This is a genomic window from Escherichia sp. WS1265, assembly GCF_046487585.1.
GTDB lineage: Bacteria > Pseudomonadota > Gammaproteobacteria > Enterobacterales > Enterobacteriaceae > Escherichia > Escherichia coli.
In genome coordinates, this window is the sequence record NZ_JBJQJE010000010.1 from 119,306 (window position 1) to 136,524 (window position 17,219).

General features: G+C 51.1%; 16 protein-coding genes and 1 pseudogene. 7 read left to right on the top strand and 10 right to left on the bottom strand.

The annotated features are described in order from the left end of the window. Positions 1-127: 127 nt before the first annotated feature. Entirely contained in the window at positions 128-1,129 is a 1,002-nt protein-coding gene (locus ACJHX3_RS11985; RefSeq protein ID WP_123004465.1) for a permease, read from the bottom strand. A gap of 107 nt (positions 1,130-1,236) precedes the next feature. Here ACJHX3_RS11985 and ACJHX3_RS11990 point away from each other — a divergent pair, with 107 nt between their 5' ends. Beyond that, positions 1,237-1,536: an ArsR/SmtB family transcription factor gene (locus ACJHX3_RS11990; protein ID WP_042004430.1), complete on the top strand. Its 300-nt coding sequence runs from the start codon at positions 1,237-1,239 to the stop codon at positions 1,534-1,536. 41 nt (positions 1,537-1,577) lie between these two features. On the opposite strand, the gene arsC is transcribed toward ACJHX3_RS11990, so the two are convergent. The 3 genes from arsC to arsR are packed head-to-tail and all read right to left on the bottom strand — an operon-like array spanning position 1,578 to position 3,713. Next, on the bottom strand, positions 1,578-2,003 hold the full coding sequence (arsC, locus tag ACJHX3_RS11995; RefSeq protein WP_000065800.1) for a glutaredoxin-dependent arsenate reductase: 426 nt from the start codon (positions 2,001-2,003) through the stop codon (positions 1,578-1,580). Positions 2,004-2,015: 12 nt separating this feature from the next. Then, positions 2,016-3,305 (bottom strand): arsenite/antimonite:H(+) antiporter ArsB, encoded by a 1,290-nt coding sequence (gene arsB, locus ACJHX3_RS12000; RefSeq protein WP_000922637.1) that lies wholly within the window; start codon positions 3,303-3,305, stop codon positions 2,016-2,018. Between the two features lie 54 nt (positions 3,306-3,359). Continuing rightward, a complete protein-coding gene (arsR, locus tag ACJHX3_RS12005; protein ID WP_024046341.1) occupies positions 3,360-3,713 on the bottom strand; it encodes an As(III)-sensing metalloregulatory transcriptional repressor ArsR in 354 nt (117 codons plus the stop codon). A gap of 508 nt (positions 3,714-4,221) precedes the next feature. Here arsR and dinQ point away from each other — a divergent pair. Beyond that, positions 4,222-4,305 carry a damage-inducible type I toxin DinQ gene (dinQ, locus tag ACJHX3_RS12010; protein ID WP_001295215.1) on the top strand — a complete coding sequence of 28 codons (84 nt, stop codon included), beginning with the start codon at positions 4,222-4,224 and terminating at the stop codon, positions 4,303-4,305. 53 nt (positions 4,306-4,358) lie between these two features. Here dinQ and gorA read toward each other — a convergent pair whose 3' ends face one another. Both gorA and rlmJ read right to left on the bottom strand, forming a co-directional pair. Then, positions 4,359-5,711: a glutathione-disulfide reductase gene (gorA, locus tag ACJHX3_RS12015; protein WP_024216290.1), complete on the bottom strand. Its 1,353-nt coding sequence runs from the start codon at positions 5,709-5,711 to the stop codon at positions 4,359-4,361. Positions 5,712-5,782: 71 nt separating this feature from the next. Beyond that, complete coding sequence (gene rlmJ / locus ACJHX3_RS12020; protein ID WP_000954225.1) at positions 5,783-6,625, bottom strand: 23S rRNA (adenine(2030)-N(6))-methyltransferase; 843 nt, start codon at positions 6,623-6,625, stop codon at positions 5,783-5,785. Positions 6,626-6,827: 202 nt separating this feature from the next. Here rlmJ and prlC point away from each other — a divergent pair, with 202 nt between their 5' ends. Both prlC and rsmJ read left to right on the top strand, forming a co-directional pair. Next, positions 6,828-8,870 (top strand): oligopeptidase A, encoded by a 2,043-nt coding sequence (gene prlC, locus ACJHX3_RS12025; RefSeq protein WP_001298719.1) that lies wholly within the window; start codon positions 6,828-6,830, stop codon positions 8,868-8,870. Between the two features lie 7 nt (positions 8,871-8,877). Then, positions 8,878-9,630 (top strand): 16S rRNA (guanine(1516)-N(2))-methyltransferase RsmJ, encoded by a 753-nt coding sequence (gene rsmJ, locus ACJHX3_RS12030; RefSeq protein WP_000686620.1) that lies wholly within the window; start codon positions 8,878-8,880, stop codon positions 9,628-9,630. 48 nt (positions 9,631-9,678) lie between these two features. Here rsmJ and dtpB read toward each other — a convergent pair whose 3' ends face one another. Then, positions 9,679-11,148, bottom strand: a complete 1,470-nt coding sequence (gene dtpB / locus ACJHX3_RS12035) for a dipeptide/tripeptide permease DtpB (RefSeq protein ID WP_410236143.1) — start codon at positions 11,146-11,148, stop codon at positions 9,679-9,681. A 175-nt stretch (positions 11,149-11,323) separates the two neighbouring features. On the opposite strand from dtpB, the pseudogene ACJHX3_RS12040 reads away from it, so the two are divergent. After that, a pseudogene (locus tag ACJHX3_RS12040) lies at positions 11,324-11,389 on the top strand (hypothetical protein); the annotation flags it as partial. 76 nt (positions 11,390-11,465) lie between these two features. On the opposite strand, the gene uspA reads toward ACJHX3_RS12040, so the two are convergent. Further along, positions 11,466-11,900 (bottom strand): universal stress protein UspA, encoded by a 435-nt coding sequence (gene uspA / locus ACJHX3_RS12045; protein WP_000323571.1) that lies wholly within the window; start codon positions 11,898-11,900, stop codon positions 11,466-11,468. Positions 11,901-12,290: 390 nt separating this feature from the next. Here uspA and uspB point away from each other — a divergent pair, with 390 nt between their 5' ends. Further along, on the top strand, positions 12,291-12,626 hold the full coding sequence (gene uspB / locus ACJHX3_RS12050) for a universal stress protein UspB (RefSeq protein ID WP_000626187.1): 336 nt from the start codon (positions 12,291-12,293) through the stop codon (positions 12,624-12,626). 70 nt (positions 12,627-12,696) lie between these two features. Here uspB and pitA read toward each other — a convergent pair whose 3' ends face one another. Beyond that, complete coding sequence (pitA, locus tag ACJHX3_RS12055; RefSeq protein ID WP_000902780.1) at positions 12,697-14,196, bottom strand: inorganic phosphate transporter PitA; 1,500 nt, start codon at positions 14,194-14,196, stop codon at positions 12,697-12,699. A 231-nt stretch (positions 14,197-14,427) separates the two neighbouring features. Here pitA and ACJHX3_RS12060 point away from each other — a divergent pair, with 231 nt between their 5' ends. Next, the gene (locus ACJHX3_RS12060) at positions 14,428-15,630 is read left to right on the top strand and encodes an NAD(P)/FAD-dependent oxidoreductase (protein WP_094308216.1); all 1,203 of its coding nucleotides are present in this window, start codon (positions 14,428-14,430) and stop codon (positions 15,628-15,630) included. A 315-nt stretch (positions 15,631-15,945) separates the two neighbouring features. On the opposite strand, the gene ACJHX3_RS12065 is transcribed toward ACJHX3_RS12060, so the two are convergent. Beyond that, complete coding sequence (locus ACJHX3_RS12065; protein WP_001028899.1) at positions 15,946-16,998, bottom strand: DUF2776 domain-containing protein; 1,053 nt, start codon at positions 16,996-16,998, stop codon at positions 15,946-15,948. Between the last annotated feature and the right edge of the window lie 221 nt (positions 16,999-17,219).

Here is a 17,219-nt window from a genome sequence, read left to right on the forward strand (position 1 = left end):
ATCCGTCATCATTCTCAAAGCATTAGTTAAGTTATTTGTGCTTTTTAAGGGTTATCCTATCTATGATTTTCTACTCAGAAGGATAAGGCACTCACAATGTTCCTTATAGTTTACTGCTGGCATCTATTTAAAATAGCATTTGAGTCAAATAGCCCATCAAGATAGCCATACCTAAGATAACCGTCAGGAATGCAGCTATCATCGGCATTCTGAACATTGATTTAAGTAATATCACTTCCGTCAGGCTTGCTCCGGCACTGCCGATGATTAATGCCATTAATGCTCCCAGCCCCATTCCTTTTGTCATCAGAACAGATGCCAGAGGGATAACCGCCTCTGCCCGGATATACAGCGGAATTCCGACAACGGCGCTCAATGGGATGGCGAAGGGATTATCTGCCCCTGCATGAGCGACAATCCACTCTGAGGGAATAAAGCCATAAATAAAAGAGCCTATTAATACCCCCAACAAAAGATATGGCAGTACATCTTTAAACTGTTGCAACGCATCTTTGGTGGCTAGTTTTATGGGATTAATACTTACCACAGCTTTGGTACTGCAACAGGTAACTACGGGTTTCTCAATGGCTTTAGCCGCTGGACTACAGCAACTCACTTTTATTGGCGTATATGTCGTCCCCGGCGAAGTTTTGGCTTGAGCACAACAATTTGCTGATGAGCTTTTACTGGCAATGATATGACGTTCAAATCCCAGGGAATCCAGGATAATACTGGCAAGTACGGAGACGCCGGCGGCGATAATCGCGTACAACAAGGTAACTTTCCAGCCAAAGGTCACCCACATTAACCCGACGATAATGGGATTAAGTAATGGGGAAACAAATAAAAAAGTGAGGGTCGGACCGAACCCGGCTTTCGCTGACAACAATCCACGTAACATTGGGATTGTCGAGCAACTACAGAACGGGGTAACGGCTCCCAACAGAGCCGCCAGGAGATAGCCTCTCCCTTTTCTGGCCCCCATCATCTGCTGGATTTTATGGTCTGGCACCTTTTGTCTTATCAGGCTGACACCGGCACTAATCACTATAAACAGCAAAGAAAGCTCGACGGCGAGAAACACAAACATCTCTGCGGCATCTTGCAGCATCGCAAGCCAACTACTCATACGTAACCTCATTGAATAAATCTATATTTCCAGAATAATCGAAATAAAATTCAGATCAAGATATTTCTGGTATTATCGAAATATCAACCAGACAAAGGGGGTGTCATATGCAGTTGGAAGAAGTTGCTAAAGCGCTGAAAGAGCTAGGTCACCCGACCCGTTTGTTCATATTCAAACACCTGGTCAAAGCGGGGGAACAAGGTTTGCCGGTCGGTGAGTTGCAAAAGCAGCTTGGGATACCCGGCTCTACACTCAGTCACCATATTTCAGCACTGGTATCGGTAGGGCTGGTCAAACAAAACCGTGAGAGTCGGACGCTGATGTGTGTTTCGCAATACGCAATGCTGGAAGCGATAATTGAATTCTTACGCGAGGAGTGCTGCGTAAATAGCAAAACAGATGGCTAAGGAGCCGCGGAGAACAAATAAGGGGGCATATCCCCCTTTAGTTATTTCAGGCGTTTACCCGCTTCATCAACCACTTTCTCGCCATCTTCCTTGGTGAACGCGCCTTGTTGCGCATCTGGCAGAATTTCCAGCACGACTTCTGAAGGGCGGCACAGGCGAGTTCCCAACGGCGTCACCACAATCGGGCGATTAATCAGAATCGGGTGCTGAAGCATAAAGTCGATTAACCGATCGTCAGTAAATTTATCTTCTGCAAGGCCCAGTTCCTCATACGGCTCGACGTTTTTACGCAGCAGCGCGCGTACGGAAATCCCCATATCGGCAATGAGTTTGACCAGTTCATCACGCGTCGGTGGGGTTTCCAGATAATAGACGATGGTCGGTTCTGTACCGCTGTTGCGGATCATCTCCAGCGTATTTCGCGACGTGCCGCAGGCTGGGTTGTGATAAATGGTAATGTTGCTCATATCAATATCTCATTACAAAGTGAAAGAGAGACGTAGCGCCAGCGCAGCCAGCGTCACAAAAAGCACCGGCAGGGTCATGATAATCCCTGTACGGAAGTAATATCCCCAGCTGATAGTCATATTCTTCTGCGAAAGTACGTGCAGCCAGAGCAGCGTCGCCAGGCTACCAATTGGGGTAATTTTCGGCCCCAAATCGCAGCCAATCACGTTGGCATAAACCATCGCTTCTTTGATAACGCCAGATGCCGTGCTGCCATCAATGGACAACGCGCCAACCAGTACCGTCGGCATATTGTTCATAATAGAAGAGAGGAAGGCGGTGAGGAATCCGGTGCCGAGCGTCGCGGCCCACAGGCCGTTTTCCGCCAGCACGTTGAGTACGCCAGAAAGATATTCCGTTAGTCCGGCATTGCGCAGGCCATAAACCACCAGATACATGCCGAGCGAGAAGATGACAATCTGCCAGGGCGCACCGCGCAGGACTTTACCCGTATTAATTGCATGACCGCGTTTAGCGACGGCAAATAATATCAGCGCGCCCACTGCCGCAATGGCGCTTACCGGAATGCCGAGCGGTTCCAGGACGAAAAATCCCACCAGCAGAAACAGTAAAACAACCCAGCCAGTTTTGAAGGTGGCAGGATCTTTAATCGCTTCTGCGGGAGATTTCAGCAGCGCCATATCGTAGTTCTGCGGAATATCTTTGCGGAAATAGAGATGCAACATCACCAGCGTGGCAACAATTGCGGCGATATCCACCGGCACCATCACCGATGCGTATTCGCGAAAGCCGAGGCCAAAGAAATCTGCGGAAACGATATTCACCAGGTTGGAGACAATAAGCGGCAGGCTGGCGGTATCGGCAATGAATCCGGCCGCCATCACGAACGCCAGCGTAGTGCCTTTACTGAACCCTAAAGCCAGCAGCATGGCGATGACAATTGGCGTTAAAATCAGCGCCGCGCCATCATTGGCAAACAGAGCTGCAACGGCAGCACCGAGCAGGACAATCCAGGTGAACAGCAAGCGACCGCGTCCATTGCCCCAGCGTGAGACGTGCAGCGCCGCCCATTCAAAAAAGCCGGACTCATCCAGCAGCAGGCTGATGATAATGACGGCAATAAACGCCGCCGTCGCGTTCCAGACGATATTCCACACCACCGGAATATCACCCGGATGAACCACGCCCGTAACCAACGCCAGTACCGCGCCGAGCGTTGCACTCCAGCCGATGCCTAAACCTTTCGGCTGCCAGATAACCAATACGATGGTCAGGACAAAAATAGCGCCTGCCAGTAACATAATGCCTCCCGGATAAAACGCATGTGAAAATCCATATGCGTTTAGCTAAATTTTTTAACTGCAAATGTTCTTACTGTCTACGGAACAATTTTGTCGAGCCAGGTTACGGACAATCGCCTGAACCTTTTCCTGTTCACATCGCCAGGCCTGCTCAATAATTTTCGCTGCCCATGCTGGAATATGCGGCGATAAGCGGTAATGAACCCACTTACCCTGCTTGCGATCCAGTAATAGCCCGCTTTCACGCAGCAATGCCAGGTGGCGGGAGATCTTGGGCTGCGACTGGTCGAGAGCAGTACAGAGATCGCAGACACATAACTCTCCCAGCTCGCTGAGCAGTAAAACGATGCCCAGACGGGTCTCATCAGCAAGAATTTTGAACAGTTGGATGGGTAAGAGAAATGACATATTGCGCTCCTGATTGTTGCCGGTAGTGTCTCTCTTCGAAGCGGATAAGTCAAAAACATATATGACTTAACGAATATGTAAGTGTAGAGAAAGGTATAGATGTGAATTAAGCGTTGGGTATTCATTTGAAAGGAGGTCTGAATCAGGACGTAAAAAAACCGACTTTGCGTCGGTTTTTTTACTCTTCAGCCCTGAGTTGGTGGCTCTGGCTGGAGTGAGAATGCCATCATCTAACGCATCAATGCTAATACCATACTGAAACTATTGCAAGGACATGCTGGTTTTATAACCTGAATATACTGTATGATTATCCAGTTGGCTCTGAGGCATTTTCACTCTGGCAATGCGCATAAACGCTTTCAAAGTCCTGGTCAGAAGTACGGGTGGTGCCGTTAACTGATGCTCTGGCCGGAGTGAGAATGCCATTATCTAACAATGGGACATGCGCCGTGACAGGCAATGGATGAGTAAGCGGATGCATTCTCACTCCATCGCATGGAGAAAACGGGTGATTGATAAAGCAATCATCGTTCTTGGGGCGTTAATTGCGCTGCTGGAACTGATCCGCTTTCTGCTTCAGCTTCTGAACTGATAGCGGAAACGTAATTAAGGGCTAAGAGCACACTACTCTTAGCCCTTTAACATTTAACGCATGGTCACGAACTCTTCTGCCGCCGTTGGGTGAATGGCAACTGTGTTGTCGAAGTCTTTTTTGGTTGCGCCCATCTTCAGCGCCACCGCGAAGCCCTGCAACATTTCGTCCATACCAAAACCAATGCCGTGAATACCGACAATCTTCTCTTCCGGTCCAACGCATACCAGCTTCATGCGGCACGGCTGGCGGTGAGTGGTGACGGCGGTATACATCGCGGTGAAAGAGGATTTATAGACTTTCACCTGATCGTCGCCGTACTGCTCGCGCGCCTGCGGTTCCGTTAAACCAACAGTACCAATCGGCGGATGGCTGAAGACCACGGTTGGAATGTTGCTGTAATCCAGATGCTCATCCGGCTTGTTATTAAACAGGCGTTCAGAGAGACGGCGACCCGCTGCAACTGCCACCGGTGTCAGTTCCACTGCACCCGTGTTATCGCCCACCGCGTAAATACCTTCAACGTTGGTGTTTTGATATTTATCGACGACGATATAGCCTTTTTCGTTGGTTTTTACACCAGCGGCTTCCAGGTTGATGTTGTCATTGGCAGGCTCGCGACCAATCGCCCAAATCAGGCAATCCACCGTTTCACTGCGACCATCTTCCAGCTCCAGCGTCAGGCTGCCATCGGCATTTTTCACTACCGTTTTCGGGATGGCGTTGGTGTGCAACTGCGGACCTTCGGCATTCATCACTTCGACCAGCGTTTCAGAGATCATCGGGTCGAAGCTGCGCAGCGGCGCATGTTTACGCACAAACAGATGCGTTTTCGCGCCGAGGCCGTTAATCACGCCCGCCAGTTCCACGGCGATGTAACCCGCGCCAACAACCGCCACGCGCTCTGGCAAAGCAGGAAGGGCGAAGAAGCCATCAGAATCAATACCGTATTCCACGCCTGGAATATCCGGGTGGCTCGGACGACCGCCGGTGGCAATCAGAATATGATCGGCCGTGATGGTTTCACCGTTAACTTCCAGCGTTTTGGCATCAACGAAGCGGGCAAAGCCTTTGATTACATCAACGTTATTTTTACCGAGCACGTTTTCATAGGAAGTATGAATACGGTCGATATAGGCGGTACGGCTGGCGATCAACGTTTCCCAGTTGAATTTATTGATAGTGGTATCGAAACCATAATCCGGACCGTACATGTGGATCGCTTCACGGATTTGCGCCGCGTGCCACATCACTTTCTTCGGTACGCAACCGACGTTCACGCAGGTGCCGCCCAGTTCTTTGGCTTCAATCAGCGCACATTTCTGGCCGTACATAGCCGCGCGGTTGATGGAGGCGATACCGCCGCTGCCGCCGCCGATGGCGATGTAATCATAGTGTTTAGTCATGACAGAGTGTCCTTATCGTTGATTACCGCGATTGTAGCGCGAGACGTAATAGGTGCCAGCAATGGCTGCAATTACTCCGGCACGATCCAGCTTACGGTGGCGTGCCCGGTGCCTGCCGGAACCAGTTTGCTGTGCAGCCACGGCAGCACGTTATTCATCTGCTGTTCCAGCTTCCACGGCGGATTAATCACAATCATGCCGGAAGCGGTCATGCCACGGCGATCGCTGTCTGGCAGTACCGCCAGTTCAATTTGCAGAATTTTGCGAATGCCGGTCGCTTCCAGGTCGTGGATCATGCGCTTAATTTGCTGGCGCAGCACCACCGGATACCACAGTGCGTAAGTGCCAGTGGCGAAACGTTTGTAACCTTCTGCTATCCCGCTGACCACCGCCTGATAGTCGGTTTTCATTTCATACGGCGGATCGATAAGGATTAAACCACGGCGGGAAACCGGCGGCAGTTTGGCCTTAAGCTGCTGGAAGCCATCGGCTTTTTCGACGCGCGCACGGCTGTCTTTCTGAAATTCAGAACGCAGCAACGGGTAATCGCTCGGGTGCAGTTCGGTCAGTTGCAGGCTGTCCTGTTCACGCAGTAACTGACGAGCAATCAACGGCGAACCGGGGTAGTAACGCAACTGACCGCTACGGTTGAAGTGTTTTACCACATTGATGTACGCCTCCAGCTCCGCAGGCAAATCGTCCTGCTGCCAGATACGGGCGATACCTTCGAGATATTCGCCGGTACGCTCGGCATGTTCGCTGCCTAACTGATAACGCCCGGCCCCTGCGTGGGTATCGAGATAGAGAAACGGTTTATCTTTCTCTTTCAGCGACTCGATGATCAGGCTCTGAACGGTATGTTTAAGGACGTCGGCGTGGTTGCCAGCGTGAAAGCTGTGGCGATAACTGAGCATGGGTAAAGGTGTTCCGGTAAGTAAAAATCGGCCCGTATTCGGGGCGCACAAAAGCCTATCAGGACAGTATACCGAAAAGAGGCCGCCGCCGCGAAAGCGTAACGTTTCTCATTGAAATTCACTACACTTAACCCCATGCTACAAACATTATGTAAAGCGCCTGTTGAGCGCTTCCTTAACCTCTTTAACCAGGACTGCGCTAATGACGAATCCGTTACTGACTCCCTTTGAATTGCCTCCGTTTTCTAAAATTCTCCCGGAACATGTCGTTCCAGCCGTGACTAAGGCGCTGAACGACTGCCGCGAAAATGTGGAGCGCGTAGTAGCGCAAGGGGCACCGTACACCTGGGAAAATCTCTGCCAGCCGTTGGCGGAAGTGGACGATGTGCTGGGGCGTATCTTCTCCCCGGTCAGCCATCTGAACTCGGTGAAAAATAGCCCGGAACTGCGTGAAGCGTACGAACAAACCCTGCCGCTGCTGTCAGAATACAGCACCTGGGTAGGGCAACATGAAGGGCTGTATAAAGCATATCGCGACCTGCGCGATGGCGATCATTACGCCACGCTGAACACGGCTCAGAAAAAAGCGGTTGATAACGCACTGCGCGACTTCGAACTCTCTGGCATCGGTCTGCCGAAAGAGAAACAGCAGCGTTACGGCGAAATTGCTACCCGTCTTTCTGAACTGGGCAATCAGTACAGCAACAACGTCCTCGATGCGACGATGGGCTGGACCAAACTCGTTACCGACGAAGCGGAGCTGGCGGGGATGCCAGAAAGCGCGCTGGCTGCGGCAAAAGCCCAGGCCGAAGCGAAAGAGCTGGAAGGTTATTTGCTGACGCTGGATATCCCAAGCTACTTGCCGGTAATGACCTACTGCGACAACCAGGCTCTGCGCGAAGAGATGTATCGTGCTTACAGCACCCGCGCTTCCGATCAAGGCCCGAACGCCGGAAAGTGGGACAACAGCAAGGTGATGGAAGAGATCCTCGCGCTGCGTCACGAACTGGCGCAACTGCTGGGTTTTGAAAACTACGCCTTTAAATCCCTTGCCACTAAAATGGCAGAAAATCCGCAGCAGGTGCTTGATTTCTTAACCGATCTGGCAAAACGCGCGCGTCCGCAAGGTGAAAAAGAGCTGGCGCAACTGCGTGCCTTCGCTAAAGCCGAATTTGGCGTGGATGAGTTGCAGCCGTGGGATATCGCGTACTACAGCGAAAAACAAAAACAGCACCTCTACAGCATCAGTGACGAACAACTGCGTCCGTACTTCCCGGAAAACAAAGCGGTTAACGGCTTGTTTGAAGTGGTGAAACGTATTTACGGCATCACCGCTAAAGAGCGTAAAGATGTTGATGTCTGGCATCCGGATGTACGTTTCTTCGAACTGTATGACGAGAACAACGAACTGCGCGGCAGCTTCTACCTCGACCTGTATGCCCGTGAAAACAAGCGCGGCGGGGCGTGGATGGATGACTGTGTAGGCCAGATGCGTAAAGCCGACGGTTCGCTGCAAAAACCGGTCGCGTATCTGACCTGTAACTTCAACCGCCCGGTAAATGGTAAACCGGCGCTGTTTACCCATGACGAAGTGATCACCCTGTTCCACGAGTTCGGTCACGGCCTGCACCATATGCTGACCCGCATTGAAACTGCTGGTGTATCTGGTATCAGCGGGGTGCCGTGGGATGCGGTCGAACTGCCGAGCCAGTTTATGGAAAACTGGTGCTGGGAGCCTGAGGCGCTGGCGTTTATCTCCGGTCACTATGAAACCGGCGAACCGCTGCCGAAGGAGCTGCTGGATAAAATGCTGGCGGCTAAGAACTACCAGGCGGCGCTGTTTATTCTGCGCCAGCTGGAGTTCGGCCTGTTTGATTTCCGCCTCCATGCCGAGTTCCGCCCGGATCAGGGAGCGAAAATCCTCGAAACTCTGGCAGAAATCAAGAAACTGGTTGCCGTAGTACCGTCTCCATCCTGGGGCCGTTTCCCGCACGCTTTCAGCCATATTTTCGCCGGTGGTTATGCCGCAGGTTACTACAGCTACCTGTGGGCCGACGTGCTGGCGGCAGATGCCTTCTCGCGCTTTGAGGAAGAGGGCATTTTCAACCGTGAAACCGGACAGTCGTTCCTCGACAACATTCTGAGCCGTGGCGGTTCAGAAGAGCCGATGGATCTGTTCAAACGCTTCCGTGGTCGTGAACCGCAGCTGGATGCGATGCTGGAGCATTACGGCATTAAGGGCTGATCATTCAGTGAAAATCTGCTTAATTGATGAAACAGGCACCGGAGACGGTGCCTTATCTGTTCTGGCGGCCCGCTGGGGGCTGGAACATGATGAAGACAACCTGATGGCGCTGGTATTAACGCCGGAGCATCTGGAACTGCGCAAGCGTGATGAGCCAAAACTTGGCGGCATCTTTGTTGATTTTGTTGGCGGGGCGATGGCGCACCGTCGCAAATTCGGCGGCGGACGTGGGGAGGCAGTGGCGAAAGCGGTGGGTATTAAAGGCGATTATTTGCCAGACGTGGTGGACGCTACCGCAGGGCTGGGGCGCGATGCCTTTGTGCTGGCTTCGGTCGGCTGCCGCGTGCGGATGCTGGAGCGTAATCCGGTGGTTGCTGCATTGCTCGACGACGGCCTGGCGCGTGGTTATGCGGATGCGGAAATCGGCGGCTGGTTGCAGGAGCGGTTGCAGTTAATTCACGCTTCCAGCCTGACGGCGCTGACCGATATAACTCCGCGCCCGCAGGTGGTCTATCTCGACCCGATGTTCCCGCATAAGCAGAAAAGCGCGTTGGTGAAAAAAGAGATGCGAGTCTTTCAGTCGCTGGTGGGGCCGGATCTTGATGCCGATGGATTGCTGGAGCCTGCACGCTTGCTGGCGACCAAACGCGTGGTGGTAAAGCGCCCGGACTACGCGCCGCCGCTGGCGAATGTCGCCACGCCAAACGCGGTAGTGACCAAAGGGCATCGCTTTGATATTTATGCCGGAACGCCGGTGTAAAAGTAAAGCAGGGTAGCGTTATCGCTACCCTGCTTTCTGCAAGAATAATTAATGGCTTTCGGGCGTCACAATCATTCGTTTCAGCCACGGCACCATCAGCAGCATCACCACCGCAACGCCCAGCGTAACCAGGCCAATCTTACCAAACACGTTGGTATAGACGGGCAACGTCTCAAGCGGATCGGTAATGTTGTCTGGTACTGCGGTAAATGTTGCCACATAGCCGCCCAGCAAGAACGCGGCAGCCTGCGTCAGGAACCACATCCCGAGAATAAAGCCCATCAAATGCTGCGGCACCAGGGCAGCAATCATCGCCAGGCCAAGGGCGCTAATAAACAGTTCACCCAGGCTCTGGAATAAGTAAACCAGCACAATAAACCACGGCGATGTCAGCCCCTGGGCATCCGCAAACCACATTCCCGCAGCTGCAGCCGTCAAAAAGCCCAGTGAGCACATAAACATGCCGAGAGTAAATTTCATCGGCATAGAGAGATCTTTGCCTTTGTTACCCAGATGCGTGTAAATGCCTGCCAGTATTGGGCTGGCGAGTACCACCCAGAACGGGTTAAGCGCCTGGAAGCTGACCGGGTTGATGGAAAAGCCGAGAATTTCATGATGCACGTTGTTGATGGCAAAGAAGTTCAGCGACGTTGGCATCTGGGCGTAGAGAATGTAAAACACCACCGCTTCGAGCATCAGGACAAAGGCGACAAACATTTTATTGCGCCCGGTTTTATCCAGCTTGAATGCCTGACGAAAGAAAATGATGGTGACGACGATGGAGAGAACAATCAGCACCAGATTGGCGACTTCTACGTTGTGCATCAGCCATGCACAGACGAAGATCATCACCACGCTGCCAAGTAACACGTACAACAGTTTGCTGAAGCTCATCGGCCGGAAGTCGGGTTCAGAACCAATGTCTTTCACCATTCCGCGACAGGCGATGTAAACCAATAGCGCGATAATTAATCCTGCACCGCACAGGTTGTAGGTGACTGAATAGCCGAATCTATCAGCGATCACAGGGGCCAGCGATAACGCTATCAACGAGCCGATGTTGATCGACATATAGAACAGGGTAAATGCGCCATCAAGCCGCGGATCTTTCGGCGGATAGCACTTCGAAAGCAAGCTGGCTGGGTTAGCTTTAAACAGGCCGTTACCGACAGCGATAGTCCCCAGGGCGATGAAAATCAGGTCAGGCTTAAGTAGCGACAGGCCGGTCATGAAGTAGCCAATCGCCAGCACAAGTGCTCCGAGAACAATGGTGCGTTTGGTCCCCAGCAGGTGGTCGCCGACATAGCCGCCAATGGAAATGAGGCCATAGACCAGCGCAGCAAAAGCACCAAAAGTGACAAAAGCCTGTTCTTGCGAGAATCCAAGCTGCTTAACGAAGAAAACAGCCAGTACGCCCTGCACGCCGTAGTAGCCGAATCGCTCCCATAACTCGACAAAAAAGATCATGAAAAATGGGCGAGGTTGCTGCAGCATCCCCATGGGTGTTGTTGTATTCATATTTATTAACCTTCCAATACCATCCTGAAAAGTATGAACGCGTAAGGGATAACGCGCGAAAAAGTTTACATCTGTCAGAGATTCTTAATATTGATGCGGTGAATAGATTAATACACTATTACAACAGAAAATAACCAGCTGATCACACTAATGATGGAAAATATGATGGTGTTAAATATTGTATTGGCTGGGGATTTTGATTGCGAACGCAGACCGTAGGCCAGATAAGGTGTTTACGCTGGATCAGGTAACAAGGCGCGCCAAAAAGCAAAACGCCCGCATATGCGGGCGTTCAGGAACACGTCGTAGAGGGAAGATTATTCTTCTTCGTCGCGCAGCGGAACAATCAGCATATCAACGTGAACGGTGTTGATCAGCTGACGTGCGGAAGACATCAGTTTGCTCCAGAAGTCCTGGTGGTGACCACAAACCACCAAATCCATATCGTATTTCTTGATTGCATCGACCAGAACCTGGCCCAGGTCGCCGCTGCCGCTCAGGGTTTCAGTGATTGGGTAGCCTGCATTAGTGGAAAGCTCGGTCAGCGCATGATGTGTCTCTTCAGAGATGCGTTTCTGCATATCACCCAGATTCACATCAATAAGCCCGGTGTATAGGTCAGAGTAGTTTACATCTACGTGGATCAGAGAAACTTTCGCATTATAGGGGCGAGCCATAGAGACTGCTTTCTCTACCAGAACTTTGCTTTCCGGGGAGAGATCGACCGCGATGAGAATGTGTTTATAAGCCATAGTGTTACTCCTTCCATAAAGTTGTCGATGACTGGCCAGCTAGCGTTTCTTGTGCCGTTACGTCACCCGCGTCCTGCGAACTACGTGCGCGGGGCTAACCCAGCCGTAAAGATTCAGTGTTAAGACCATCCTTACCTTATAGCGACCCGGATGATCCGTCAATCCGCCTTGCTTACCCGTTAGATAAACAAATTTTCGGCATGAATATATTGATAGTGGTTAACCTTCTGGAAAAAAAACAACCTGATCTCCTACACTATCTATAGAGCCGCTCGGATGTTGGTCACCACAAAAGCGGTTTCTCCAGGACCTGGTGTTAACTGATTGGCAGCGTATCGGGAGCGGTAGCCCCGGGGTGGAACTCCGCGGGCAGGTCGCCGGGGAGGAGGTATGATAAGCACCGTCGCATTATTTTGGGCTTTATGTGTCGTTTGCATTGTTAACATGGCGCGCTATTTCTCATCACTACGCGCGTTGTTAGTGGTACTGCGTAACTGCGATCCATTGCTCTATCAATATGTTGATGGAGGGGGCTTTTTTACCTCACATGGCCAACCCAACAAACAGGTGCGTCTCGTTTGGTATATCTATGCCCAACGTTATCGCGATCATCACGATGATGAGTTTATTCGCCGCTGTGAGCGGGTGCGTCGGCAGTTTATTCTGACCAGCGCATTGTGTGGTCTGGTGGTGGTCAGCCTGATTGCATTGATGATTTGGCATTAAGCACTTCAGCAATAATGACGCATAAAAAAAGCGGGCCAGTAAACTGACCCGCTCGTTTTGGTGCGTGCGATTACAGGAACTGCAAGGAGAGCCAGTATAGCCCGCCGGAAAGCAGTACCGCAGCCGGAAGGGTAAACACCCAGGCCATCAGAATACTGGTTACGGTTTTACGCTGTAAGCCGCCGCCATCTACCACCATCGTCCCCGCGACAGAAGAGGAGAGTACGTGAGTAGTGGAAACCGGCATCCCGGTATAACTTGCCAGGCCGATAGACACTGCCGCCGTCATCTGGGCAGACATCCCCTGAGCGTAGGTCATGCCTTTCTTACCGATTTTCTCACCGATAGTCGTTGCCACACGACGCCAGCCAATCATCGTACCGATACCTAACGCCAGCGCGACCGCCATGATGATCCACACCGGCGCATACTCGATGGTGCTAAGCATGTCGGACTTCAGTTTCTTCAACAGGCGCTGATCGTCTGCACTCACGCCAGGCATCTTCACCACTTTGTCGATAGTGTCAGAAACGCACAGCATAATGCGGCGCATCTGGCTACGTTGATCAAGCGACAGCTTGTCGTAGCTTTCCACATCAGTAGTCAACATGCCTTTCAGGCGGTTGAGCGCGTTAATGGTATTCGACGGATGGCAATGGAACTCCGCAGGTTGCGTTGCGCCAGCTTCCGGAGCCGGTACTAACTGATCAGCACCGGTAGCCTGTTTCAGCAGCGCAGGGTGCTGCTCAAAGTAAGCTTCCACGTTGTTGATGGCATCACGGGTACGGGTGATTTCGTAGCCAGTGGCATTCATGTTCACCACGAAGCCTGCTGGTGCGACGCCAATCAATACCAACATAACCAGACCAATGCCTTTCTGACCATCGTTCGCGCCGTGCGAAAACGCCACGCCGATAGCGGAAAGGATCAGCGCAATACGCGTCCAGAACGGCGGCTTTTTCTTGCCGTCTTTCTTTTCACGCTCCGCTGGGGTCAGGTGGATACGGGCGCGTTTCTTGGTGCCGCTCCAGTAGCGACGCAGCAAGAAAATCAGACCGCCAGCAAACACCAGGCCGACAATAGGGGAAACGATCAGAGAACCGAAAATACTTAATACTTTCGGGATATTGAGTGCATCCACCACTGACGTCCCGGTCATCAACGCATTGGTTAAACCAATCCCGATGATCGCGCCAATCAGCGTATGAGAGCTGGATGCAGGTAAACCAAAGTACCAGGTACCCAGGTTCCAGATAATCGCCGCCAGCAACATAGAGAACACCATGGCAAGGCCATGAGACGATCCCATATTAAGCAGCAGATCCGTCGGCAGCATATGCACAATGGCATAGGCAACACTCAGACCACCCAGCAAAACACCCAAAAAGTTGAACACCGCCGCCATAACCACGGCGAGCTGAGAACGCATCGCGCGGGTATAGATAACGGTTGCCACGGCGTTGGCTGTGTCATGGAAACCATTGATGGCTTCGTAGAACAGCACAAAAGCCAGTGCAAGCAATAATAACAGCCCGGTATGCAAATCCAGGCCAGCAAACAAATGTAGCATAGGACGTTACGCCATTTTGAGGACATGAACGCGGCGCATTATCAGTGACTTTCGCGGCGCGGGCAAAGTGAAATATAGACTTTTTTTGATTTGCCTCCTGTATGGATTTCACTCAAAAAATAATTATCTTATATAATTCAGGTAAATACTTCCTTTTAGTAATATTGATGCTGGTGCGACCACTGAGGAATCTTTACAATTCACGCCCGTTTTTTCTTAGAGGAGCGCAACGTGGAAAGGCTTGATGCCATTATTATAGGCGCTGGTGCGGCGGGTATGTTCTGTTCTGCGCTGGCAGGTCAGGCAGGGCGCCGGGTTCTGCTGATCGATAATGGTAAAAAACCAGGGCGCAAAATCCTCATGTCTGGCGGTGGGCGCTGCAACTTTACCAATCTTTATGTCGAACCGGGCGCTTATCTGAGCCAGAATCCGCATTTTTGTAAATCTGCACTCGCGCGTTTTACCCAGTGGGATTTCATTGATCTGGTCAATAAACACGGCATCACCTGGCACGAGAAAACGTTAGGGCAACTCTTCTGCGATGACTCCGCGCAGCAGATTGTCGACATGCTGGTGGATGAGTGCGAGAAGGGCAATGTGGCCTTCAGATTGCGTAGCGAAGTGCTGAGTGTGGCGAAGGATGAAACAGGCTTCACGCTTGAACTGAACGGCATGACTGTCGGTTGCGAAAAGCTGGTCATCGCGACCGGTGGACTGTCAATGCCGGGGCTGGGCGCGTCGCCGTTTGGTTATAAGATTGCCGAACAATTTGGCCTCAACGTGCTGCCGACCCGCGCGGGCCTGGTGCCATTCACTCTGCATAAACCGTTGCTCGAAGAGTTACAGGTGCTGGCGGGCGTGGCGGTACCTTCCGTGATTACCGCTGAAAACGGCACCGTTTTCCGTGAGAACTTACTCTTCACCCACCGCGGCTTATCTGGACCGGCGGTGTTGCAAATTTCCAGCTACTGGCAACCGGGTGAATTTGTCAGTATCAATCTGCTACCGGATGTGGACCTCGAAACCTTCCTGAATGAGCAGCGTAATGCACATCCGAATCAGAGCCTGAAAAACACTCTGGCGGTTCATCTACCGAAGCGGTTGGTTGAACGTTTACAACAACTCGGGCAAATCCCGGATGTCTCGCTAAAACAGCTCAACGTGCGTGACCAACAGGCACTGATTAGTACATTGACCGACTGGCGCGTACAACCCAACGGCACTGAAGGCTATCGCACTGCCGAAGTGACGCTCGGCGGCGTGGACACCAACGAACTCTCTTCACGGACGATGGAAGCGCGCAAAGTGCCTGGGCTGTACTTCATCGGCGAAGTGATGGACGTCACCGGCTGGCTGGGGGGCTATAACTTCCAGTGGGCGTGGTCGAGTGCATGGGCTTGTGCGCAGGATTTGATTGCAGCGAAGTCGTCCTGAGCTATTTCCTAAAGATGAAAATTATTAGAGTCGCATTAAAAATGAGCTAATTTTGATAGTGGTTATCTTGTGATTATTTTCTAATGAGCCTGTGAACTGAAACCCTCCAGGCTTAACATAAGGTGGAAGGAAAGGTGATTGAAAACTCACCCAGTGGCCAGATCTTTATAAAATATGAACAGGCTGAAAAAATCAGCAACTTTGCTGTTTTTTTATACTTAACCACTATGCATTAATGCTGCGTTATTTCATGATACCTAAGAAAAACCAGCGTTACGCAAATAATCAACGCTGGTTTTAACCGGTACGTTGCAATTATTTTTTAGCAGAACCCGCTTCTAATATTGAAACGATTGAGAACAACGTAAAGCATACCGCTCCCAAACCGACCAGAACCCGCGAAGGAATAAAATACCCTATGTCGGTCTGCGCCATTTCCGCAAGAAACGATGCCAGGAAAAGGCAAAACAGGCAGGTGAAGACGGGAATCATCGGTATTCTGTTGGCTAACGAACAGGTACGTCTCCAGACCAGTGCCAGTAGCCAGACTTTTGAGAATATGCTGTAACAGATCATTCCGAGGCAAATGAGGATAATGCCGGGAGCCAGTCGGGCGCTTGCATCGGAGCTGACTAACACGTATATGCCCTGCAGCACCGTGATTGAGCCGAGAATAATAACCCAATAACACCACAGCCAGTGCTCTTTGGATGAGAACGTATTACGTGTTTGATGGACGATTGTGGCAACAAGGCCAATTAGACAGGCACAGATTGCGGTTAACCCAAGCAATACGTGACCGGCGACATAATGCGGAGTTATGTCGGCACTACGTAACAGCGTAATAGACCAAATGAAACCGAGCAGGGTGAGTAAAACGGGAACGGCAATGAGGCAATTACCGATTAATGACGAATAAGCCTGTACCGGTGTTCCATCGCTCTTGCTCCCTGCTGCGTTTTTGGGAATGAGCAGAAAGTGACCGGATGACGCTGCCACTGTCGATACACAGGCGGCAATCATACCAACGCCAAAAATAACATGGCCGGCAACAAACTCGTCTGCCATCACATCATTGCCTGCTAACAGTGCCCAACCCCATATCATGGTGATAATTGACCCCGCATAGCCAATAATGGGGAACAATGTATTGTAAAACGTATTAACGCCGCGCGTGAGCTGCGAAATGATAATAAATGCGGTAGTGAATAATGCCAGGCATATGGCTGCCAGAGAAATGAGCACATGACCCGCGACGAAATATTCGCTTTGCCCTGAACTTTCCAGCACAAAGCCACCTAACGCGATACAAATCAAGCCCATAATTAAAGGGATTAATTTGAAAAGCCACCCGATATATATGTTCACTTTAAACTCCTCAGGTATCCCTGCTAATATTGAAACGTGCATTAATGATAATTTCAGCCTGTTAATACAATGACGAGATATCATTAAAGACAAATGCATAGCATAACTATAGCGGGATTTACTTTGCAGAGCGCTACTTTTCAGCGTTCAAAAGGCCATGGTAAATAAATATTTATCCTAAGATTAATTCTTATTCTGTTGTTTTTTACAATTATCTTCCA

Bases quoted from the DNA above. Each gene is read 5' to 3' on its own strand.
- dtpB (WP_410236143.1), bottom strand. From the start codon at position 11,148: ATGAATACAACAACACCCATGGGGATGCTGCAGCAACCTCGCCCATTT.
- prlC (WP_001298719.1), top strand. From the start codon at position 6,828: ATGACGAATCCGTTACTGACTCCCTTTGAATTGCCTCCGTTTTCTAAA.
- uspA (WP_000323571.1), bottom strand. From the start codon at position 11,900: ATGGCTTATAAACACATTCTCATCGCGGTCGATCTCTCCCCGGAAAGC.
- arsR (WP_024046341.1), bottom strand. From the start codon at position 3,713: ATGTCATTTCTCTTACCCATCCAACTGTTCAAAATTCTTGCTGATGAG.
- gorA (WP_024216290.1), bottom strand. From the start codon at position 5,711: ATGACTAAACACTATGATTACATCGCCATCGGCGGCGGCAGCGGCGGT.
- rlmJ (WP_000954225.1), bottom strand. From the start codon at position 6,625: ATGCTCAGTTATCGCCACAGCTTTCACGCTGGCAACCACGCCGACGTC.
- uspB (WP_000626187.1), top strand. From the start codon at position 12,291: ATGATAAGCACCGTCGCATTATTTTGGGCTTTATGTGTCGTTTGCATT.
- arsC (WP_000065800.1), bottom strand. From the start codon at position 2,003: ATGAGCAACATTACCATTTATCACAACCCAGCCTGCGGCACGTCGCGA.
- ACJHX3_RS11990 (WP_042004430.1), top strand. From the start codon at position 1,237: ATGCAGTTGGAAGAAGTTGCTAAAGCGCTGAAAGAGCTAGGTCACCCG.
- ACJHX3_RS11985 (WP_123004465.1), bottom strand. From the start codon at position 1,129: ATGAGTAGTTGGCTTGCGATGCTGCAAGATGCCGCAGAGATGTTTGTG.
- pitA (WP_000902780.1), bottom strand. From the start codon at position 14,196: ATGCTACATTTGTTTGCTGGCCTGGATTTGCATACCGGGCTGTTATTA.
- arsB (WP_000922637.1), bottom strand. From the start codon at position 3,305: ATGTTACTGGCAGGCGCTATTTTTGTCCTGACCATCGTATTGGTTATC.